Annotated in this window: 13 protein-coding genes; 8 read left to right on the top strand and 5 right to left on the bottom strand. The window is 65.0% G+C overall.

Annotated features, from left to right (window positions below):
- Window positions 1–44: 44 nt before the first annotated feature.
- The 3 genes from ACSHSS_RS11705 to ACSHSS_RS11715 form a co-directional block, all read right to left on the bottom strand.
- Complete coding sequence (locus ACSHSS_RS11705) at window positions 45–1,187, bottom strand: acyltransferase family protein (RefSeq protein ID WP_445544983.1); 1,143 nt, start codon at window positions 1,185–1,187, stop codon at window positions 45–47.
- 289 nt (window positions 1,188–1,476) lie between these two features.
- On the bottom strand, window positions 1,477–2,874 hold the full coding sequence (locus tag ACSHSS_RS11710; RefSeq protein ID WP_445545014.1) for a DUF6418 domain-containing protein: 1,398 nt from the start codon (window positions 2,872–2,874) through the stop codon (window positions 1,477–1,479).
- Between the two features lie 192 nt (window positions 2,875–3,066).
- Entirely contained in the window at window positions 3,067–5,352 is a 2,286-nt protein-coding gene (locus tag ACSHSS_RS11715; RefSeq protein WP_445544984.1) for a GNVR domain-containing protein, read from the bottom strand.
- Window positions 5,353–5,937: 585 nt separating this feature from the next.
- On the opposite strand from ACSHSS_RS11715, the gene ACSHSS_RS11720 reads away from it, so the two are divergent.
- From ACSHSS_RS11720 to ACSHSS_RS11755, 8 genes are all read left to right on the top strand, one after another.
- Window positions 5,938–7,119 carry a polysaccharide biosynthesis/export family protein gene (locus tag ACSHSS_RS11720; protein ID WP_192839275.1) on the top strand — a complete coding sequence of 394 codons (1,182 nt, stop codon included), beginning with the start codon at window positions 5,938–5,940 and terminating at the stop codon, window positions 7,117–7,119.
- Window positions 7,120–7,684: 565 nt separating this feature from the next.
- Complete coding sequence (locus tag ACSHSS_RS11725) at window positions 7,685–9,886, top strand: glycoside hydrolase family 3 C-terminal domain-containing protein (protein WP_445544985.1); 2,202 nt, start codon at window positions 7,685–7,687, stop codon at window positions 9,884–9,886.
- 383 nt (window positions 9,887–10,269) lie between these two features.
- Window positions 10,270–10,341 (top strand): pyrroloquinoline quinone precursor peptide PqqA, encoded by a 72-nt coding sequence (pqqA, locus tag ACSHSS_RS11730; RefSeq protein ID WP_080599499.1) that lies wholly within the window; start codon window positions 10,270–10,272, stop codon window positions 10,339–10,341.
- An 83-nt stretch (window positions 10,342–10,424) separates the two neighbouring features.
- Window positions 10,425–11,336 (top strand): pyrroloquinoline quinone biosynthesis protein PqqB, encoded by a 912-nt coding sequence (gene pqqB / locus ACSHSS_RS11735; RefSeq protein WP_105842116.1) that lies wholly within the window; start codon window positions 10,425–10,427, stop codon window positions 11,334–11,336.
- Window positions 11,337–11,441: 105 nt separating this feature from the next.
- Window positions 11,442–12,194: a pyrroloquinoline-quinone synthase PqqC gene (gene pqqC, locus ACSHSS_RS11740; protein ID WP_105842136.1), complete on the top strand. Its 753-nt coding sequence runs from the start codon at window positions 11,442–11,444 to the stop codon at window positions 12,192–12,194.
- On the top strand, window positions 12,191–12,466 hold the full coding sequence (gene pqqD, locus ACSHSS_RS11745; protein WP_105842115.1) for a pyrroloquinoline quinone biosynthesis peptide chaperone PqqD: 276 nt from the start codon (window positions 12,191–12,193) through the stop codon (window positions 12,464–12,466). The genes pqqC and pqqD overlap by 4 nt, the downstream gene beginning before the upstream one ends.
- Window positions 12,438–13,607 (top strand): pyrroloquinoline quinone biosynthesis protein PqqE, encoded by a 1,170-nt coding sequence (gene pqqE / locus ACSHSS_RS11750; RefSeq protein ID WP_217059820.1) that lies wholly within the window; start codon window positions 12,438–12,440, stop codon window positions 13,605–13,607. Before pqqD ends, pqqE begins: the two co-directional genes overlap by 29 nt.
- A 125-nt stretch (window positions 13,608–13,732) precedes the next feature.
- Window positions 13,733–14,026 carry a putative quinol monooxygenase gene (locus tag ACSHSS_RS11755; RefSeq protein ID WP_105842113.1) on the top strand — a complete coding sequence of 98 codons (294 nt, stop codon included), beginning with the start codon at window positions 13,733–13,735 and terminating at the stop codon, window positions 14,024–14,026.
- A gap of 228 nt (window positions 14,027–14,254) precedes the next feature.
- Here ACSHSS_RS11755 and ACSHSS_RS11760 read toward each other — a convergent pair whose 3' ends face one another.
- Together ACSHSS_RS11760 and ACSHSS_RS11765 are read right to left on the bottom strand one after the other, a co-directional pair.
- Complete coding sequence (locus ACSHSS_RS11760; protein ID WP_445544986.1) at window positions 14,255–15,832, bottom strand: outer membrane protein assembly factor BamB family protein; 1,578 nt, start codon at window positions 15,830–15,832, stop codon at window positions 14,255–14,257.
- Between the two features lie 343 nt (window positions 15,833–16,175).
- Complete coding sequence (locus ACSHSS_RS11765) at window positions 16,176–17,156, bottom strand: LysR family transcriptional regulator (RefSeq protein WP_105842111.1); 981 nt, start codon at window positions 17,154–17,156, stop codon at window positions 16,176–16,178.
- Window positions 17,157–17,189: the final 33 nt, after the last annotated feature.

Here is a 17,189-nt window from a genome sequence, read left to right on the forward strand (position 1 = left end):
CTGCGTCGGGTACTGCTGTCGAAAGCCGAATCGACGCTCGCCGTTCAGCCTTCGGCGTCGCCCGACGCGAGCGCGCCGCTTCTGCGCCGCGCCGTCACGGTACGCGCCAGTTGAACGCACGGCACTTCACAGACGCGATAGCCGGCCCACGCGAGCGGGACCAGCGGCACGAGCGGCACGACCATGTACAGACCCAGCGGCCATCCGACGATATGGAAGCGCTGACACAGCCAGAACGCAACGAATAGCGGCAGGCTGTGCAGCAGATAAATCGAGTAGCTGATCTCGCCGAGCCATGCAAGCAGCCGGATGCGCAGCTTCAGCACGGTCGCCAATGCGGCGAATATCGCGATGCCCGCCAGGTAGGCGAGCGACGTCGGCAGATGTTCGAGGTTGCGATGCCAGTCGTTGACGGCGCCCATCACCGCAATCACGGCAATCGGCACGGCCACCCACGCTGCGGCTGCGCGATACGTGATCGACAGATCGGCGAGCGGGCCGCGCTTCGCCAGGCGGATAGGCAGCAATCTCGACGGCGTGTCGTACGCCTGCCGAAAACACGCGCCCCAGAACATGATCGCCAGGTGGTACGGCAGCGTCTTGTATTGGCTCAGCACGTCGGCCGGGATCAATTGCAGCTTCAGCGCTGCGACGAACAGCAGACACAGACCGATGCTGACCAGACACAGCGCGCGCATCCGATGAAGCGCGCCGCACCAGAACAGCACGAGGCACGCGCCGTAAAAATACAGTTCCGTTTCGAGCGTCCAGCCGTGCGGCAGGATCAGGCTTTCGCCGAACGCAGCCGGCATCATCGTCAGGTTCGCGAGGAACCCGCCGATGTCCATTTGCCTGCCGAACAGATACCAATGGACGACATAGCCGGCAGGAAGCGCGAACCAGTACGCGGGATAGAGTCGAAAGAACCGACGCACGAGAAACCGTTTCGTGCCGGCACGCACGGGCCCGTGCAGACTCGTCGGGATCAGCATCCCGCTGATCGCGAAGAAGATCACGACACCCATGCGCCCGAAATTCAGCGAACGCTGCAGCGTATCGAGCGCGTGCTGCGAGCCTGCCAGCGACGCAAACCGCTCGGCGTAGTGGGTCCATATGACGAGTATCACGGCAACGGCGCGCATCGCATCGACATGGTAGAAATGTTCGGAGCTGTTTGTTTTCGACATGACTGTATGGTGACGCGCCGCGCGAGGCGATGTGCCTGCCGCATGCGCGCGAGATGGATCAGAGTGCCCGGACGCAGCCACCGCGACGATGCCCACCCGCGAAGGTAGGCGACGCTGCAGCAGCCGCCGACAATCCCATCGAATACAGTCAAATCCATGCCTTCAAACACCTGCGCGTCCCTCTTGTTTCATCCGCCGTCCCTGCGGATCCGGGGCGCTTCGATTCCAGCCGATACAACGAAAACGGTAGCCGGCACGCGCTCGACGTCGCGCGCGTGCATGCGTCGGATCAGCTCGCCGTTCGCTTGTCGACGCAATACCACCAGAGGAGCGCGAGCACCGCGTAAAAGAGGGTGCGCGAGCCGAACATCATCCAGTACTCGCCTTGCTGGACGGCGAACGTCGCATACGAAAACACCTTCGACATCAGCCACAGCATCACGACGCCGCCGCGCATCGCGACCTGGATCTGCAACGCACCGAGCGCGCCATAGACGAGGCCCGTCATCGCGACGAACAGCGCGCCGCCGACATAACCGAACCAGTACACGGGGATGGCCATGTTCCCCATCGTGAACGTGACGTCGTCGAAGATGTACGCCTTCAGCAGTTTCGGCTCGGTATACGACATCATCAGATCGCGCAGGCCGCTCGGTTCCGCATCGCTGAAAAACGTCGGCATCGTCCACGAGCCGAGCGAATGCACGAAACGCCAGAATGCGTCGATGCCGCCGTACATCGGCGGCGAGAACATCCCGGCATCGCTGTCCACCACGTACCACGGCTGCCCCTGCAGCAGGAAGCGCGACGAGATCACGTCGGCGACTTCGAGCCCCTGCCCGCGGTATGCGTAGATGATCGACACGGTACCGAGCAGCAGCGCGAGTCCCGCGCCGATGCCCAGATAGCGCACGACCGGCTTGCCGTTCATCGCATGCAGCGCGATGAACGGCGTCAGCGTGCAGAGGCCGATGTGGAGCACGGCCATGAACTGCTCGCCATGCAGCACGTTCAGCGCGAGGTCGACCGCCATCGTGACGATCGCCAGCCATCGAATGCGCTTGTCGGTATTCGTCGCGATCGTGCCGAGCAGCAGGCCGACGAAGGTTTGGTTGTTCAGGAACAGGTTGAACATCGCGCCGTTCGATGCGTCGTTGCGCAGCGCGTACCGGTTGATGCCGGTAAACATCGAGAAGCCGGACGTCAGACCCGCGAGCACGCCGACGACGATCACCGCGAAAGCGAGCCCGAAGCCGACGATCACGCTGGCCGGCTGCCGTGAAAGGCGCGCGACGATCGTCTCGCGGCCCGGGCGCTCGTCCAGGAACCGCTCGAACGCGACGAACGCACAGGCGACGAAGATCAGATAGAACGTCAGGAGCCGGCTGAACGCACCGGTCGCTTCGCCGGTGATGTCGGTTTCGCGCAGATAGCCGCCGTTCTCGAGTCCGACGCCCGCGAGGAAGGCCGTCAAGCCGATCGCGAGCACGTAGAGCATCGAGATCGAGAACACCGGACGCGCTCGGACGAGCGCGACGACGCCCAGCATCGCCAGCACCAGCGTGCATGCCGCGCTCGACTCCTTCATGCCGAGCGCCGGCATCGCCGCATTGATCAGCAACGCGATCGCAAACAGCGTCGATATCATCAGGCCCGACACGGACATCGATCCGCCGTCGACCCGCATCGTCCCCGTCGTCTTACCTGTCATGCTGCAACCCGAGATTCGTCCATCGGTCATGCACCGTGCGAGCCGGTGCACCCTGCAGCCGGGCGCCGCCGCCTGCGGCGGCGTCTGCGTCGACACCGTGCAGGTGCGCGACGAGGCCCCGGCTGCTCATGTCATACGCCGCCCGGCACATGCCGAGCGGCGCTGTTCTCAATCGCTGCCGGTTCGTGCCAGCAGCGTGCCCGGGACGGCTTCGCCGGCATCCTCGCGCGGCGGGCTGTCCTTCGTCGATCGATGCGCGCTCGCGTAGGCGTCGCGACTCAGCGACGGCGATTCGAAGCCGTTGAACACGAGACCGTCGACTTGCGCACCGACCTTGCTCAGGTTCTCGACCGCTTCCGCGACGGCGACGTAGGTGACCGCACCCTGCCGGGCCGTCATCAACGTGACGTCGACGAACCGCGACAACATCGCGACGTTCGCGACGGCACGCGCGGACGGTGCATCGACGACGATCATGTCGTATTCGTCGCGCAGCGACGCGATCAGTGCCTCGAGCCGCTCCGTACGGAACAGGTTACGCAGCGGCTCGACACCCTTGCCTGCCGACAGCACGTCGAGGTGATCGTTGATCGGGGAGATCGCGCGCTTCAGTTCGAGCGTGCCTTTCAGCAGATCCGAGAGGCCCTTCTCGTACTTCATCGGCAACGTGCGCCCGGTGCCGACGTCGCCCGCATCGGCGCGCAGCAGCAGCGTCTTGAAGCCGCTCTCCGCGAACAGGTAGGCGAGATTGGCCGCGATCATCGACGTGCCCTGCCCCGGTTCCGGCGACGTCATCAGCACCGCCTTCGAGTTTTCGTGCTGCGCAGTCAACCGGTAGTGGAGCAGCAGCGCGAGATTTTCCAGCGCTTCGCCGAGCGGCGTATCGCGATGTTCGCGCGCCACGACGAACGGCGGCCGATCGCCTGCGCTAGCCTGCAGCGCACGCGGCGCGGCAGGCAGCACGCCGAGCATCGGCACGCTGACCACCGCTTCCAGATGCTTCGGGTCGCGGACGCGTCGCGAGAACAACGCGCTGGCCTGCGTCGCGGCGAGACCGAGAATCAGCCCCAACGCGGCGCCCAGTGCGATCACGAGCACGCGCTTCGGCCGGATCGGCTTGTCGCTGACATCGGCCTTGTCGATGATCGACGCATTGCCGACCGTGCCGGCCTTCGCGATCTGCAGCTGCTGCGAGTTGTTCAGCAGGCCGACGTAGAGCTGGCTGTTGACCTCGACTTCGCGAGCGAGACGCAAATACGTCTGCTGTTGCGACGGCAGGTGCGCGACCTTGTTCTTCAGGTCGGCCGACTGCTGATCGAGCGTCTTCAGCTTGCTCGCGACCGCGGCGAGCTCCGGTTGTCCCGCGACGTACTTCGACGACAGATCCTGATACTCGAGCTTCGCTTCGAGCCGCGCCTTGTCGACGAGAGACAGTTGATCGATCAGCAGCTTCACGTCGCCCTGCGGATCGATCGATCCCTGCGCGTTGCGGAACGTGTTCAGCGCTTCCTCGGCCTGCTCGAGGCGCGCCTTCACGACCGGCAACTGCCGATCGAGGAACGCCAGGCTGCGCTCGGCGTCTTCGGCGCGGCGCCGCGCGTTCGCGTCGAGATACGCGGCCGCAATCGCGTTGAGCAGCCGTGCGGCATACACCGGATCGTGATCCTCGAAGCTCAGCTGCATGATGCCCGATTGACGCTTCGTCTCCGCGCCGCTCAGTTTCGTCAGGATCGAATCGAGCCGCACCTGCGTCGACTCGCGGCGTACGCGAAACTCGGTGCCGGGGCGCGCGACGATCCGCGCCACCTCGACGTTGTAACCGTTCGCGACGGTCGGCTTGCCGACCACGCCGCGCAGCACTTCGTCGCCGTGGCTGTCCCTCAGCACGAAGCGGTTGCCGGGCAGATAGTCGAGCTCGAGCTTCTTGCCGATCTGCGCATCGGGAATGTCGAATTTCCGGAACTCGACGCGTTCGCCACCCCACGCCCAGAACGGCGTATTGAACAGCGGCACGACGAGACCGTTGCGGTCCTTGCGCAGAAGCGATGCGACGAAGCCGCCGATCAGCGGAATCGGATTGCGGACCGACACGTCGACTTGTGCGAGCGTCTCGTCCATCGCGCGCGTGACGACGGTGCGCGAACGTGCAATATCGATTTCGCCCACGACGCTCGAACTTTGAATATCGAGTGCGTTGGAAATCTCGGAAAGCGAGCCGAGCGCGCTGTGTTTGTTTTCCTCGACCTTGATCAGCGTGTCGACCGAATAGACCGGTGTTGCCGTGATCGCGTAGATCGTCGCCAACAACAGGCAGCCGAGGAAAACGGCGAGAAAGAGACGGCGATGATCGAGCACGTTCCGCAGCGATTCGCTCATCGTCAACTTGAACGTATCGCGAGAAACAGTTGCCGACCCGTCTCGATACCCGTTCGATGAAGGTCTATCCAGTGCCATGCGTATGCTCCAAAAGTGCCACCCTGACAGGTTCATCGCTGCAGTGCGTGCGTTTGGTCACGCATGTCGCGCCACTCGTGCCGCACCTTTCGCTCCGGCACCCGCCCTGCATTCAGTGACGTAGTTGGATGCGCACGCCACCGAATGATTGACCCCAGGACAATTGATTCTGTTTGCCGAGCCCACTATGCGATAAACGGGCGGCATGCTAAGTGCGATGCCTTACATTAAGAAGCAGCGATGACGCGAAGCACTGGGTTTGCCGATCCATCTCGTGCTACGTTTAGCGCACCGTTGCATGACGCACGAGCTGTCATGGCGAAACCGTCGATCGGCAACGATCAAGGCCCATCGAACGGACGCGGAATATCGACGAGAACGCGAGCGTGAATTCGACGCGCGCTTCGGCCGGCAACGTCGATCGGCATAAGCGCAACGGGTGTGCGTAGTGGAGTGGCCGCGGGCCGCGACGCGCCGGGATCGCGCGAGCCAGCGGTGGCGAAGCCGGTACGCGGTCGCCCCGAAGGCTGCGAACCTGCCCGTTCTTCACATAAATATTTTTGTTTAACGATGCTGAATAACGACATGAACAGCCACCAGCCATTCGACACGTCCGTGCCGATCAACAACCGCCCTGCGGTGCGTCGCGCGTGCGCCGCGTTCTCCGTCGCCATTTGTGCGCTGCTGTCCGCGTGCGGGATTGCGCCAGGCCAGCACATGGCCGATCCGCCCGCCTTGCCGGTCACCACGTCCGACAACGGCGACGTGACGAGCGACATGAAGGTGCCGGTCAAGCAGATCGATCTCGCGCTCGTCAATCAGATTCGCGCGGAACAGAAAAGCGTGACCGCCGCACCGGTTCCTGCCGACCTGTTCGGCAGATCCAGCGGCTACAAGCTCGGTCCGGGCGACGTGCTGCAGATCACCGTGTGGAATCACCCCGAATTCGCGGCCGCCGCGGGCCAGCCGATGCAGAACACGCGGTCTGCCGACGCGGCACCGGGCTTCGTGATCGAAAGCGACGGCAGCGTGCAGTTCCCGTACATCACGCGCCCGATTCGCGCGGCCGGTAAGACACCGTCGCAAGTCCAGCAGGAGATCGAAGCCGAGCTGAAGAAGGTCTTCGTGAAACCGCAGGTCACGGTGCGCGTCGCGTCGTTCCGCGCCGGTCAGGTCTACGTCGACGGCGAGGTACGCGCGCCCGGCTCGCAGACGATCAACGACATTCCGATGACGCTCGTCGAAGCGGTCAACCGCGCAGGCGGCTTTGCGCCGACCGCCGACCAGAGCCGCGTGACCATCACGCGCAACGGCACGGCCTATCCCGTGAACGTCGCACAACTGATGAAATCGGGCGTGAACCCGGCCACGATCATGCTGCAGCCGGGCGACCTGTTGCACGTCGCCGCGCGCGAAGACAATCCCGTCTTCGTGATGGGCGAAGTCAACAAGCCGGCCTCGGTGCCGCCGCAACGCGACGGCACGCTCACGCTGAGCGAAGCGCTGTCCGAGGCCGGTCAGCTCAACCAGCAGACGTCCGATGCGAAGCAGGTGTTCGTGCTGCGCAAGCAGGCCGACAACGTGCCCGTCATCTATCACCTCGACCTGAAGTCGCCCGTGTCGATGCTGCTCGCGAACCAGTTCCCGCTCGCGTCGAAGGACGTCGTCTATGTCGACAACACCGGGCTCGTCCGCGCAAGCCGCGTGCTGAATCTGCTGATCCCGGCGATCAGCGCAGGGCTCACCGGCGCGCTCGTCACCAAGTAATCGTTCTTATCCGAAGGGCCGGCATGGCGATGCCGGCCCTTCGCACCCGTGCCCCGTGGCGCATCGTCGCGCATCGCTGCATCTGCGTGGCGCAAACGCATCGTCGTCCCGGTGTCGCGATCGTCACGACATCGCGGTCCTCCGCCCTTCTCCATCGTGCGTAGCATGCATTGCGCACCGCTCGTCGAGCCGCGTTTTCACCGGCACTTCTTACTCCGCTGCACAGCCGCAATCGGGAACGATGACCGGTTTTTCACCCGTGCGGCAACGCGCTGGAACAAAGATCGGATGTATCGGTAGAAACACCGATGCTGTAGTCAAACTACATTCCTACTATTAGGCGCTGCAGAGAATCGCTACATCCGCTTGCGCGGCGTCGTGCGGCTTGCACACGCTCGTCGACGCACGTCGGACGCGCCGATCCGGCCGTCGCGATTCCCCGCCTGCTGGCATGCCGCCCCGCCTCACCCCGCATCGCCAGCCGAATGCGTTCGGTGCGAATCCACCGGACGCGCGCAGCTCCAGATACATCCGAACAACACGCAATACGATCATGGAGAGCAACATGCGGGACAAACTCTGGCCGGCCGCCCTCTTGGCGGCGGCCCTCTGCACCGGTGTCCATGCGGGCACGAACGATTTTTCGTCTGCGGCCGATGCCGCCGATGCCTTCGCGTCGAGCGCCGCGCAGCGGCGTGCCGATCTGCTCGTGCGCAAGATGACGCTCGACGAGAAACTGCAGTTCATCCATTCCCAGTACGAAATGTCGAAGGTGCCGGGCGGCGGCGCCGGCTACATCCAGGGCGTGCCGCGGCTCGGCATCCCCGATCTCAACATGGTCGACTCGGCGACCGGTTCCGGCAGCACGTCGCAGGCCAGCACGACGTTCCCCGCGACGATCGCGGTGGCCGCGAGCTGGGATCGCCGTCTCTCGTACGACTACGGCAAGCAGGTTGCGATTCAGTTGCGCGCGCAAGGGTTCGGCATGGGCCTCGGCGGCGGCACGAACCTCGCGCGCGAGCCGCGCGGCGGCCGCCTGTTCGAGTATCTCGGCGAGGATCCGCTGCTCGCGGGCGACCTGCTCGCCGAGCGCACGCTCGCGACACAGCGTCAGAAGGTCATCGCGACCATCAAGCACTACGCCGGCAACGAGCAGGAGCATGGCCGGATGGGCGGCAACAGCCAGATCGACGAGCGCACGCTGCGCGAGCTCTATCTGCTGCCGTTCGAGATCGCGGCGAAGCGCGGGCGGCCCGGCAGCGTGATGTGCAGCTACAACCGGCTGAATGGCACCTATGCTTGCGAGAACAACCATTTGCTCAACGACGTGCTGAAGAACGAATGGGGCTTCGAAGGGCAGGTGCAGTCCGACTGGGGCGCGACGCATAGCACGGCCGCCGCGATCAATGCGGGGCTCGACGAGGAAGAGGACGTCGGCCCGAGCGTGTATCTGACGCCGGCCGCGGTCAAGCAGGCGATCGCGAACGGATCGGTATCGACCGCGCGCCTCGACGACATGGTGCGCCGCAAGCTCGCGGTGATGATCCGCGTCGGCGTGATGGACGACCCGGCGAAAGCCGGCGGCTCGATCGACTTCGCCGCCGCGAACCGCTTCGCGCAATCCGTCGCCGAGCAGTCGATCGTGCTGCTGAAGAACGACGGCAACCAGCTGCCGCTCGTCGCGTCGTCGCTGTCGCGCATCGCGGTGATCGGCGGACACGCCGATGCTGCCGTGATGTCCGGCGGCGGCTCGGGCAATACGCGCGATCCCGTCACCGGTTCGTTCGCCGGTTGCGGCGGCCTCGCGTTCGGCACGTCGACCGGCTGCAACTGGTGGCGCAATCCCTGGCTGAAGGTCGATGTGCCGATCGTCGCGGCCATTCGCGCGCTCGCGCCTGCCGCGCAGGTCACGTTCGCCGGCAACAGCGATCAGCAATCGCCGTTCCGCGCGTATACGCAGCAGGAAATCGACCAGGCCGCGGCGCTCGCTGCGCGCTCGGACGTTGCGATCGTCGTCGTCGCGCAGCCGGCCGGCGAAGACTTCGGCGATCTGCAAAGCCTGAGCCTCGCGAATCCGTCGAATCAGGACGCGCTCGTCGAAGCGGTCGCGCGTGCGAATCCGCACACGATCGTCGTCGTGCAGAGCGGCAATCCGGTGCTGATGCCGTGGAAGGATCGCGTGTCGGCGATCGTCGAGGCATGGTATCCGGGCGAAGGCGGCGGCAAGGCGATCGCGAACGTGCTGTTCGGCGCGGTCAATCCGTCCGGCAAGCTGCCCGTCACGTTCCCGGCGCGCGATCAGGACACGCCGACCTGGGGGCAAAACGGCGCGTTCGAGAGCGATCCCGTCTACGCGGAGAAGCTGAACATGGGCTATCGCTGGTACGACGCGCACAACATCAAGCCGATGTTCGAATTCGGCTACGGGCTGTCTTATACGCACTTCGCGTATTCGGGGCTCTCGGTGACGAAGCAGCGTGACGGTTCGCTGAACGTCGCGTTCACGGTGCGCAACGACGGGCGTGTCGCCGGCGCCGAAACGCCGCAGGTGTATCTCGGCGTGCCGTACAAGGACGAACCGCCGAAACGGCTGGTCGGCTGGGAGAAGATCCGGCTGAATCCGGGTGAGGCGCGGCACGTTCGCATCACCGTGTCGCCGCGGATGCAGAGCGTGTGGGACACGGCGCGTAACGGCTGGCGGTACGTGCCGGGCGCGACGGTATATGTCGGTGCATCGTCGCGCGATATTCGCCTGCAAGGGGGCTGAGCACGCGCCCGCGCCGTGGCGGGCGGCGGCTGCCGGACGGGCCGACGCCCGCGTACGCATTCGTGCGACAAATCACTGCGGATTTCCCGAGCGCGCGGGCAATCGTCATGCCTCGTTCGCGTGGCCAAGCCGTCCTCGTCAATTCGCGCGCCGGTCGGACATGATCGAAAATCGGGAACGCCATCCATTCCAGGATTGCCTTGCTCGCACCTCCCGTTCGCGTACGATATGAGCGTGCCGACAGGATCGGGTACCGGCCCCGACGCACGAACGTGATGGCGCGGTGAAATCGCCGCGGGCGCCGTGCTGGCGCGGCACGCGCTGCAGCGGTGGATCGCGGGCGCGCCTCGTCGTCAATCGTCATTGCAAAGGAGCTTTCTACCATGTGGACCAAACCTGCCTACACGGATCTGCGTCTCGGTTTCGAAATCACGATGTACGTGTCGAATCGCTGATTCCGCAACGCGGCGCCGAACAGCAAGCCTCGGTCCGCCGAGGCTTTTTCTTGGCGCCGCATGCGTCCTCACGGCGGATCGACATGCGCATCCATATCCTCGGTTCGGCCGCGGGCGGCGGCTTTCCGCAATGGAACTGCAACTGCGCGAATTGCGCGGGGTTTCGGGCGGGCACGATCCACGCGCGCGCACGAACGCAGTCGTCGCTCGCGCTGTCCGACGACGGCACGAACTGGATCCTGTGCAACGCGTCGCCCGACATTCGCGCGCAGTTGCAGCGCTTTCCTTCGCTGCAACCCGCCCGTGCGCTGCGCGACACCGGCATCGGTGCCATCGTGCTGATGGACAGCCAGATCGACCATACCGCCGGGCTGCTCAGCCTGCGCGAAGGCTGTCCGCTGCAGCTGTGGTGCACCGACATGGTCCATCAGGATCTGACCACCGGCTTTCCGCTGTTCGACATGCTCGAGCACTGGAACGGTGGCCTCATATGGAACCGGATCGCGCTCGACGGCCGCTTCACCGTGCCCGCATGTCCCGCCCTGCGCTTCACGCCGCTGCCGTTGCGCAGCGCCGCGCCGCCCTACTCGCCGCACCGTTTCGATCCGCACCCCGGCGACAACATCGGGCTGCTCGTCGAGGACCGCCGCACCGGCGGCACGCTGTTTTATGCACCGGGGCTCGGCGAAGTCGACGACACGCTGCTGCAACGCATGAACGACGCGGACTGCGTGCTCGTGGACGGCACGCTGTGGGACGACGACGAAATGCGACGACGCGGCGTCGGCACCCGCACCGGCCGCGAAATGGGCCATCTCGCGCTGAACGGGCCGAGCGGCATGCTCGACATGCTCGCGCGGCTGCCGCGGCCGCGCAAGGTGCTGATCCACATCAACAACACGAATCCGATTCTCGACGAACGCTCAGCCGAACGCGCGACATTGCGGCAGCGCGACATCGAAGTCGCTTTCGATGGAATGGACATCGTGCTATAGACGAACGTCAGGGTTGCGCCGCCACGCCGACGGGGCGCATGAGCGCACGCATCGATGGTGCGACGCCGCGTCGGTTCTCCACCCCACACTCTCATGGAACCGTCGATGAGCCGACCCGCTCTCACTCCGGCCGAGTTCGAACAAGCGCTGCGTGCGAAGGGCGCCTTCTATCACGTTCACCATCCGTATCACGTCGCAATGGCCGAAGGCCGCGCGACGCGCGAACAGATCCAGGGCTGGGTCGCGAACCGCTTCTACTATCAGGTGAACATCCCGATGAAGGATGCGGCGATTCTCGCGAACTGCCCGGACCGCGAAGTACGCCGACATTGGGTTCAACGCCTGATTGACCATGACGGCGCAACCGGCGAAGAAGGCGGGATCGAAGCATGGCTGCGGCTCGGACAGGCAGTCGGGCTCGACCCCGACGAACTCCGATCGCAGACACGCGTGCTGCCCGGTGTGCGCTTCGCCGTCGATGCGTACGTGAATTTCGCGCGCCGCGCGAGCTGGCAGGAAGCGGCGAGCAGTTCGCTGACCGAGTTGTTCGCGCCGCAGATCCATCAGTCACGCCTCGATACGTGGCCGCGCCACTATCCCTGGATCGATCCGGACGGCTACGCGTATTTCCGCACGCGCGTCGCCGAAGCGCGACGCGACGTCGCGCACGGGCTCGACATCACGCTGCGACACTACACGACCTATGAAGGCCAGCGGCGGATGCTCGACATCCTGCAGTTCAAGCTCGATGTGCTGTGGACGATGCTCGATGCGATGTCGATGGCTTACGAACTGCATCGGCCGCCCTATCACACCGTCACCGACCGGCCCGTCTGGCACAAGGGAATCGCGTTATGAGCCTCGACAGGAATTGCGTGCCGCACTGGCGTCCGGGCTTTCGCTTTCAGTTCGAGCCGGCGCAGAATGTGCACGTGCTGCTGTATCCCGAAGGCATGATCCGTTTCAACGAAAGCGCGAGCGCGATCAGCGCGCTGATCGACGGCGCGCGCACGGTTGCCGACATCGTCGCACACCTCGAACGACAGTTCCCCGACGTGCCCGAACTCGGCGGCGACGTCGACGCTTTCATGGAGACCGCCTGTGCCGAACACTGGATCGAACTCGCGTGACGCGACGCCGCTCGACGCGGCCCGGCCGGCTGTCGGACTGCCGCTGTGGCTGCTCGCGGAACTCACGTATCGCTGTCCGCTGCAATGCCCGTACTGTTCGAATCCTCTCGATTTCGCGCGTCACGGCGACGAGCTCGACACCGGGCAGTGGTTCGAAGTCATGGCGCAGGCACGGCAAATGGGCGCCGTTCAGATCGGCTTCTCCGGCGGCGAACCGCTGGTTCGGCCGGATCTCGCTGCGCTGCTCGGCGAGGCACGCCGCCTCGGCTACTACACGAACCTCATCACGTCCGGCATCGGGCTGACCGAGGACAAGATCGACGCGTTTCGCCGCGCCGGCCTCGACCATATCCAGATCAGCTTCCAGGCGAGCGACGCGACCGTCAACGACATGCTGGCCGGCTCGAAAAAGGCGTTCGCGCAGAAGCTCGCGATGGCGCGTGCGGTAAAGGCACGCGGCTATCCGATGGTGCTGAACTTCGTCACACATCGGCACAACATCGACGATATCGACCGCATCATCGAGCTATGCATCGCGCTTGATGCGGATTATGTCGAACTCGCGACCTGCCAGTACTACGGCTGGGCGTATCTGAACCGCGCGGCGCTGCTGCCGACACGCGCGCAGCTCGCGCGCGCGGAACGCATCACGAATGAATACCGCGCGATACTCGCGGCCGCGAACAACCCGTGCAAGCTGATCTTCGTCACGCCCGACTACTATGAGGAACGGCCCAAGCCTTGCATGAGCGGCTGGGGCAGCCTGTTCCTGATCGTGACGCCCGACGGCACGGCACTGCCGTGCCACGGCGCGCGGCAGTTGCCGATCGCGTTTCCGAACGTGCGCGATCACGACCTCCGGCACATCTGGTACGACTCGTTCGGCTTCAACCGCTATCGCGGCGACGCGTGGATGCCCGAGCCTTGCCGCTCGTGCGACGAGAAGAAGAAGGATTTCGGCGGATGCCGCTGCCAGGCGTACATGATGACGGGCGACGCAAGCGTCGCCGATCCGGTGTGCGGCAAGTCCCCTGATCATGAAATCGTCGTGCACGCACGCGAAGCGGCGCTCGCGCCGCTGCAACCGATGACGCAACTGATCTTTCGCAATGCGCGCAATTCGCGTGCGCTGCCGAAGTGATGACGGATACACGGGGCTGCACGGGTGTTTCCGGATTTGAAACGCAGTGTTCGCGCATTGCGCCGGAGCCGCCCACTATAATTTGACCACCTAACCGGACCTACCGCCTATTACCGGAGCAGACCATGAACGACCTCCATATCGTCGCCGTGCTGTACGCGAAAGAAGGACAGGAAGCGCAGTTGCGCGAAGATTTGATCGCACTGGCTGCGCCGTCGCAGCAGGAAGAAGGCAATCTTCGCTACGAGGTGCACGTCGACAGCGAAGATCCGCGCCGCTTCGTTTTCGTCGAACACTGGGCGAATCCGGCGCTGCGCGAAAAGCATCACACGCAAGGCGAGCACATTCTGAATTTCCATGCGAACGGTGTGAAAAATGTCGAGCGCGCGGAAGTCTTCAAGTTATCCCGCCTCGCCTGACCGTCCGCTTCCGCTGGAGCGCCGCATCGGCCGCGGCTGCCCGGCCGCTCTGCCGCCCCGACACGCGCGTGTCGCTCCGCACAAAGCCGCCCCGCGCCCGCGCACTGCGCGCGGGCGTTCCCCGAAACGAATAAGCCCGGACATCCGACGATGTCCGGGCTTCGCTCTGCTGGCGCGGCACGCGATCGTCATGCGACGAAACGATCGAATGCCGGCGCCCCCTCGTGCCTACTGCTTCGGAATCGCAAATGCATACAGCTTCTTGTTGTCGCCTGCGTACGGCAGGCCGAGCACCTTCGTGTGATAGCCGCTGCCCCAGTACACCGACCCGTCGACGACCGCCGCGCCCGACACGACCGCCCCCCCGCTCTCGAACTTCCACTTGATCTCGCCGGTGGCCGCGTCGAGCGCGTACATGTTCGCGCCGGTTCCGGCGAGCGAGCCCGCATAGACGACGCCGTTCGCCTCGGTCATCGCAACCGTATCCATTGCCTGCTGCGGATCGGCGGTGCGCCACAGCACCTTGCCCGTCGACGCGTCGACGGCGGCCCAGATGCCGCCCGTGGTCGTCGTCGTGCCCTGCGGCCCGGTCACCGCAATCGATTCGTGATTCAGGTTGCCGATCGATACGTAGATCCGCTTGCCGTCGGCTGCCGTTCCCCACAGCATACCGCCGAGCAGACTGCCCGGCCCGACCTGCGTCTGCCACACCACCTTGCCGGTCTTCGGCTCGAGCGCCCAGTAGACGCCGCTCTTCTGGCCCGCGCCGAGCAGCGTGCGCTTGCGTCCGCCGATGGTCGTCGTGAACAGGTTCGGGCCCGAGCCGAAGTCGTAGTCGGGGCCGTCATCGTGATCGAAGTTCGTCGACATGTCGGCGGGCAATGTGCGCGTCGCCCACGCGATCTTGCCGGTCTTCAGATTGAGCGCGACGAAACTGTCGATGTAATTGTCGCGCGCCCCCGGCTTGCATTTCGTCTGCGTCGGATACCGGCACACGCCCGGCGGCACGGTGAAGTTGTTGCCCGTGGTCACGTAGACCAGACCGGTCTCGCGATCGACGACGGGCGTGTTGCCCCACACCGAGCCGCCCGTATAGCCGACCGGCACCATGTAGGTCTTCCAGAGCAGCTTGCCGGTCATCGCATTCAGTGCGACGACGCTGCCGCGATACTTCGGCACGTCCTTGAGCGCCTCAGCCCGCGACGACACGCCGACGTAGACGATGCCGTCGTCGATGACAGGCGAGCTCGTGATCACCGCCGACGGATCCGCTTCGACCTGCGTGCGCCACAGCGGCGAGCCGTCTTCGGCCTTGATGCCCAACATGTACGCGCCCGACGGATTGTTGGTGACCTGTGTGCCCTGACCGATCACCAGCGTACCCTTCCAGTACGCGGGACTCGTGCGCGACGCGTCGTTCGGGACGCCGCTGTACTCGCTGACCTTCTTGCGCCACTTCACCTGCCCGCTCGCCGCATCGACCGCCCAGAGCGTGCCGCCGAAGTCGGGAACATAGACGACGCCGTCCACGACCGTCGGCGTTGCCGACACGTTGCCGTCGGTATCCACCGACCATCGCGGCGCGAGCTTTGCGACGCTGTCGACGCCGATCGCGCGCTCGTCCGACGCGCTGCGTGTGTTGTGGGCGCTTCGGCCCGCCATCGGCCAGTCGGTCGCGGTTTGCGCGAGGGCAGCCGTGCCGGCCGCGACGGTTCCCGCCAGCAGCGCGGCGACCGCGATCGCCGAGCGCCGTCCCGGCCGGCAGGCATGCCACCGAATGCCTTTCCTGTTGAGCGTCTTTTTCATTTTTCCCTCTCTTGTGAGATCGTGGATGGGGACCAGTACCGAACAGCGGCGTGTATCGAACTGCGCGCAACGTACGTCGCTCGCCACGAACGACGCAATCGATTCGACCTTCGGTCAGACGAGCATGGAAACGTCGGTCGCCCCGGCGCGGCGATCACGTCGACGTGAACCGGGTCCGCATAGTCGTTTCATCGGTCGGACTCCTGTCTGTTTGCGTGGGGTTGCCGCGACTCATTCGGCCGGACAACCTCGCCCGCTTCATGCACGCGCCGATGTCGTCGACGCTCGTCGACACGCGCGCGAACTACTCGTGCGCACCTGATCATCGCGTGTTATCGCACGGTCAACAACTCGGCGCCGGGCAATGCAGCGATTCCGTTTCTTCGACGGTATCCGACGGTTCGCCGCGGGCGGCCGGCGCCCACGGCGCATCGGACAATTGCTCCACCAGATAGTCGACGAATGCGGTCACGCGCACCGGACGCAGCGTGTTCGGCGGCATCACGAGCTTCACGCCGACCGGATCGACGTGCCAGTCCGACATCACGGTGACCAGATCGCCTCGCTTCAATGCGTCCGCAACGACAAACTCCGGTTGCAACGCGATACCTCGACCCGCCAGCAACGCCGGCATGACGACGTCGGCGCTGTTGCTGCGAACGCTGCCGCGCGTGCCGACCGCGAACGTCGTTCCATCCGCATGGCGGAATTGCCACGGTTCGGGCGCCGCCCAGCCGGTGTAGACCAGACATGCATGGCGGGCGAGATCGCGCGGATGCATCGGCCGGCCGCGCCGCTTCAGATAGCCGGGCGACGCCACCAGCGCGAAATGCACCGCATGGAGCCCACGCATACGCAACGACGAATCGCCGAGTTCCGCGATGAGCACCGCCAGGTCGAATCCGCCTGCGACGACATCGACGGTCCGGTCGGTGACGGACAGGTCGATTTCCACGTCCGGATAGCGTTCGATAAACGCGGGAAGCAACGGGGCAATATAGCGGCTCGCGAACGACATCGGCGCGGCGACACGCACCGGGCCGCGCAGTTCCGTCGCATGCGACGACGCCTCGTTCTCGGCCGCCGCCGCTTCGCTGAGAATGCGCATTGCGCGCGAGCGGGCAAGTTCGCCGGCAGGCGTCAGCGATACCTGACGCGAGTTTCGATACAGCAGCGTCGTGCCGAGCCGACGCTCGAGCCGGGAGATCGCCTTCGACACGGTCGGCTGTGACAGATCGAGCGCTTCCGCCGCGCGGGCGAACGAGCCCGTTTCGAGCACGCGCGCGAAAATCGCCCATGCTTCGAGATCGGGAAGTCCCTGCATCGTTGCTCCTCCATTGGGTTTTCGCTACGGCTG

This window comes from Burkholderia sp. BC1 (genome assembly GCF_052683555.1).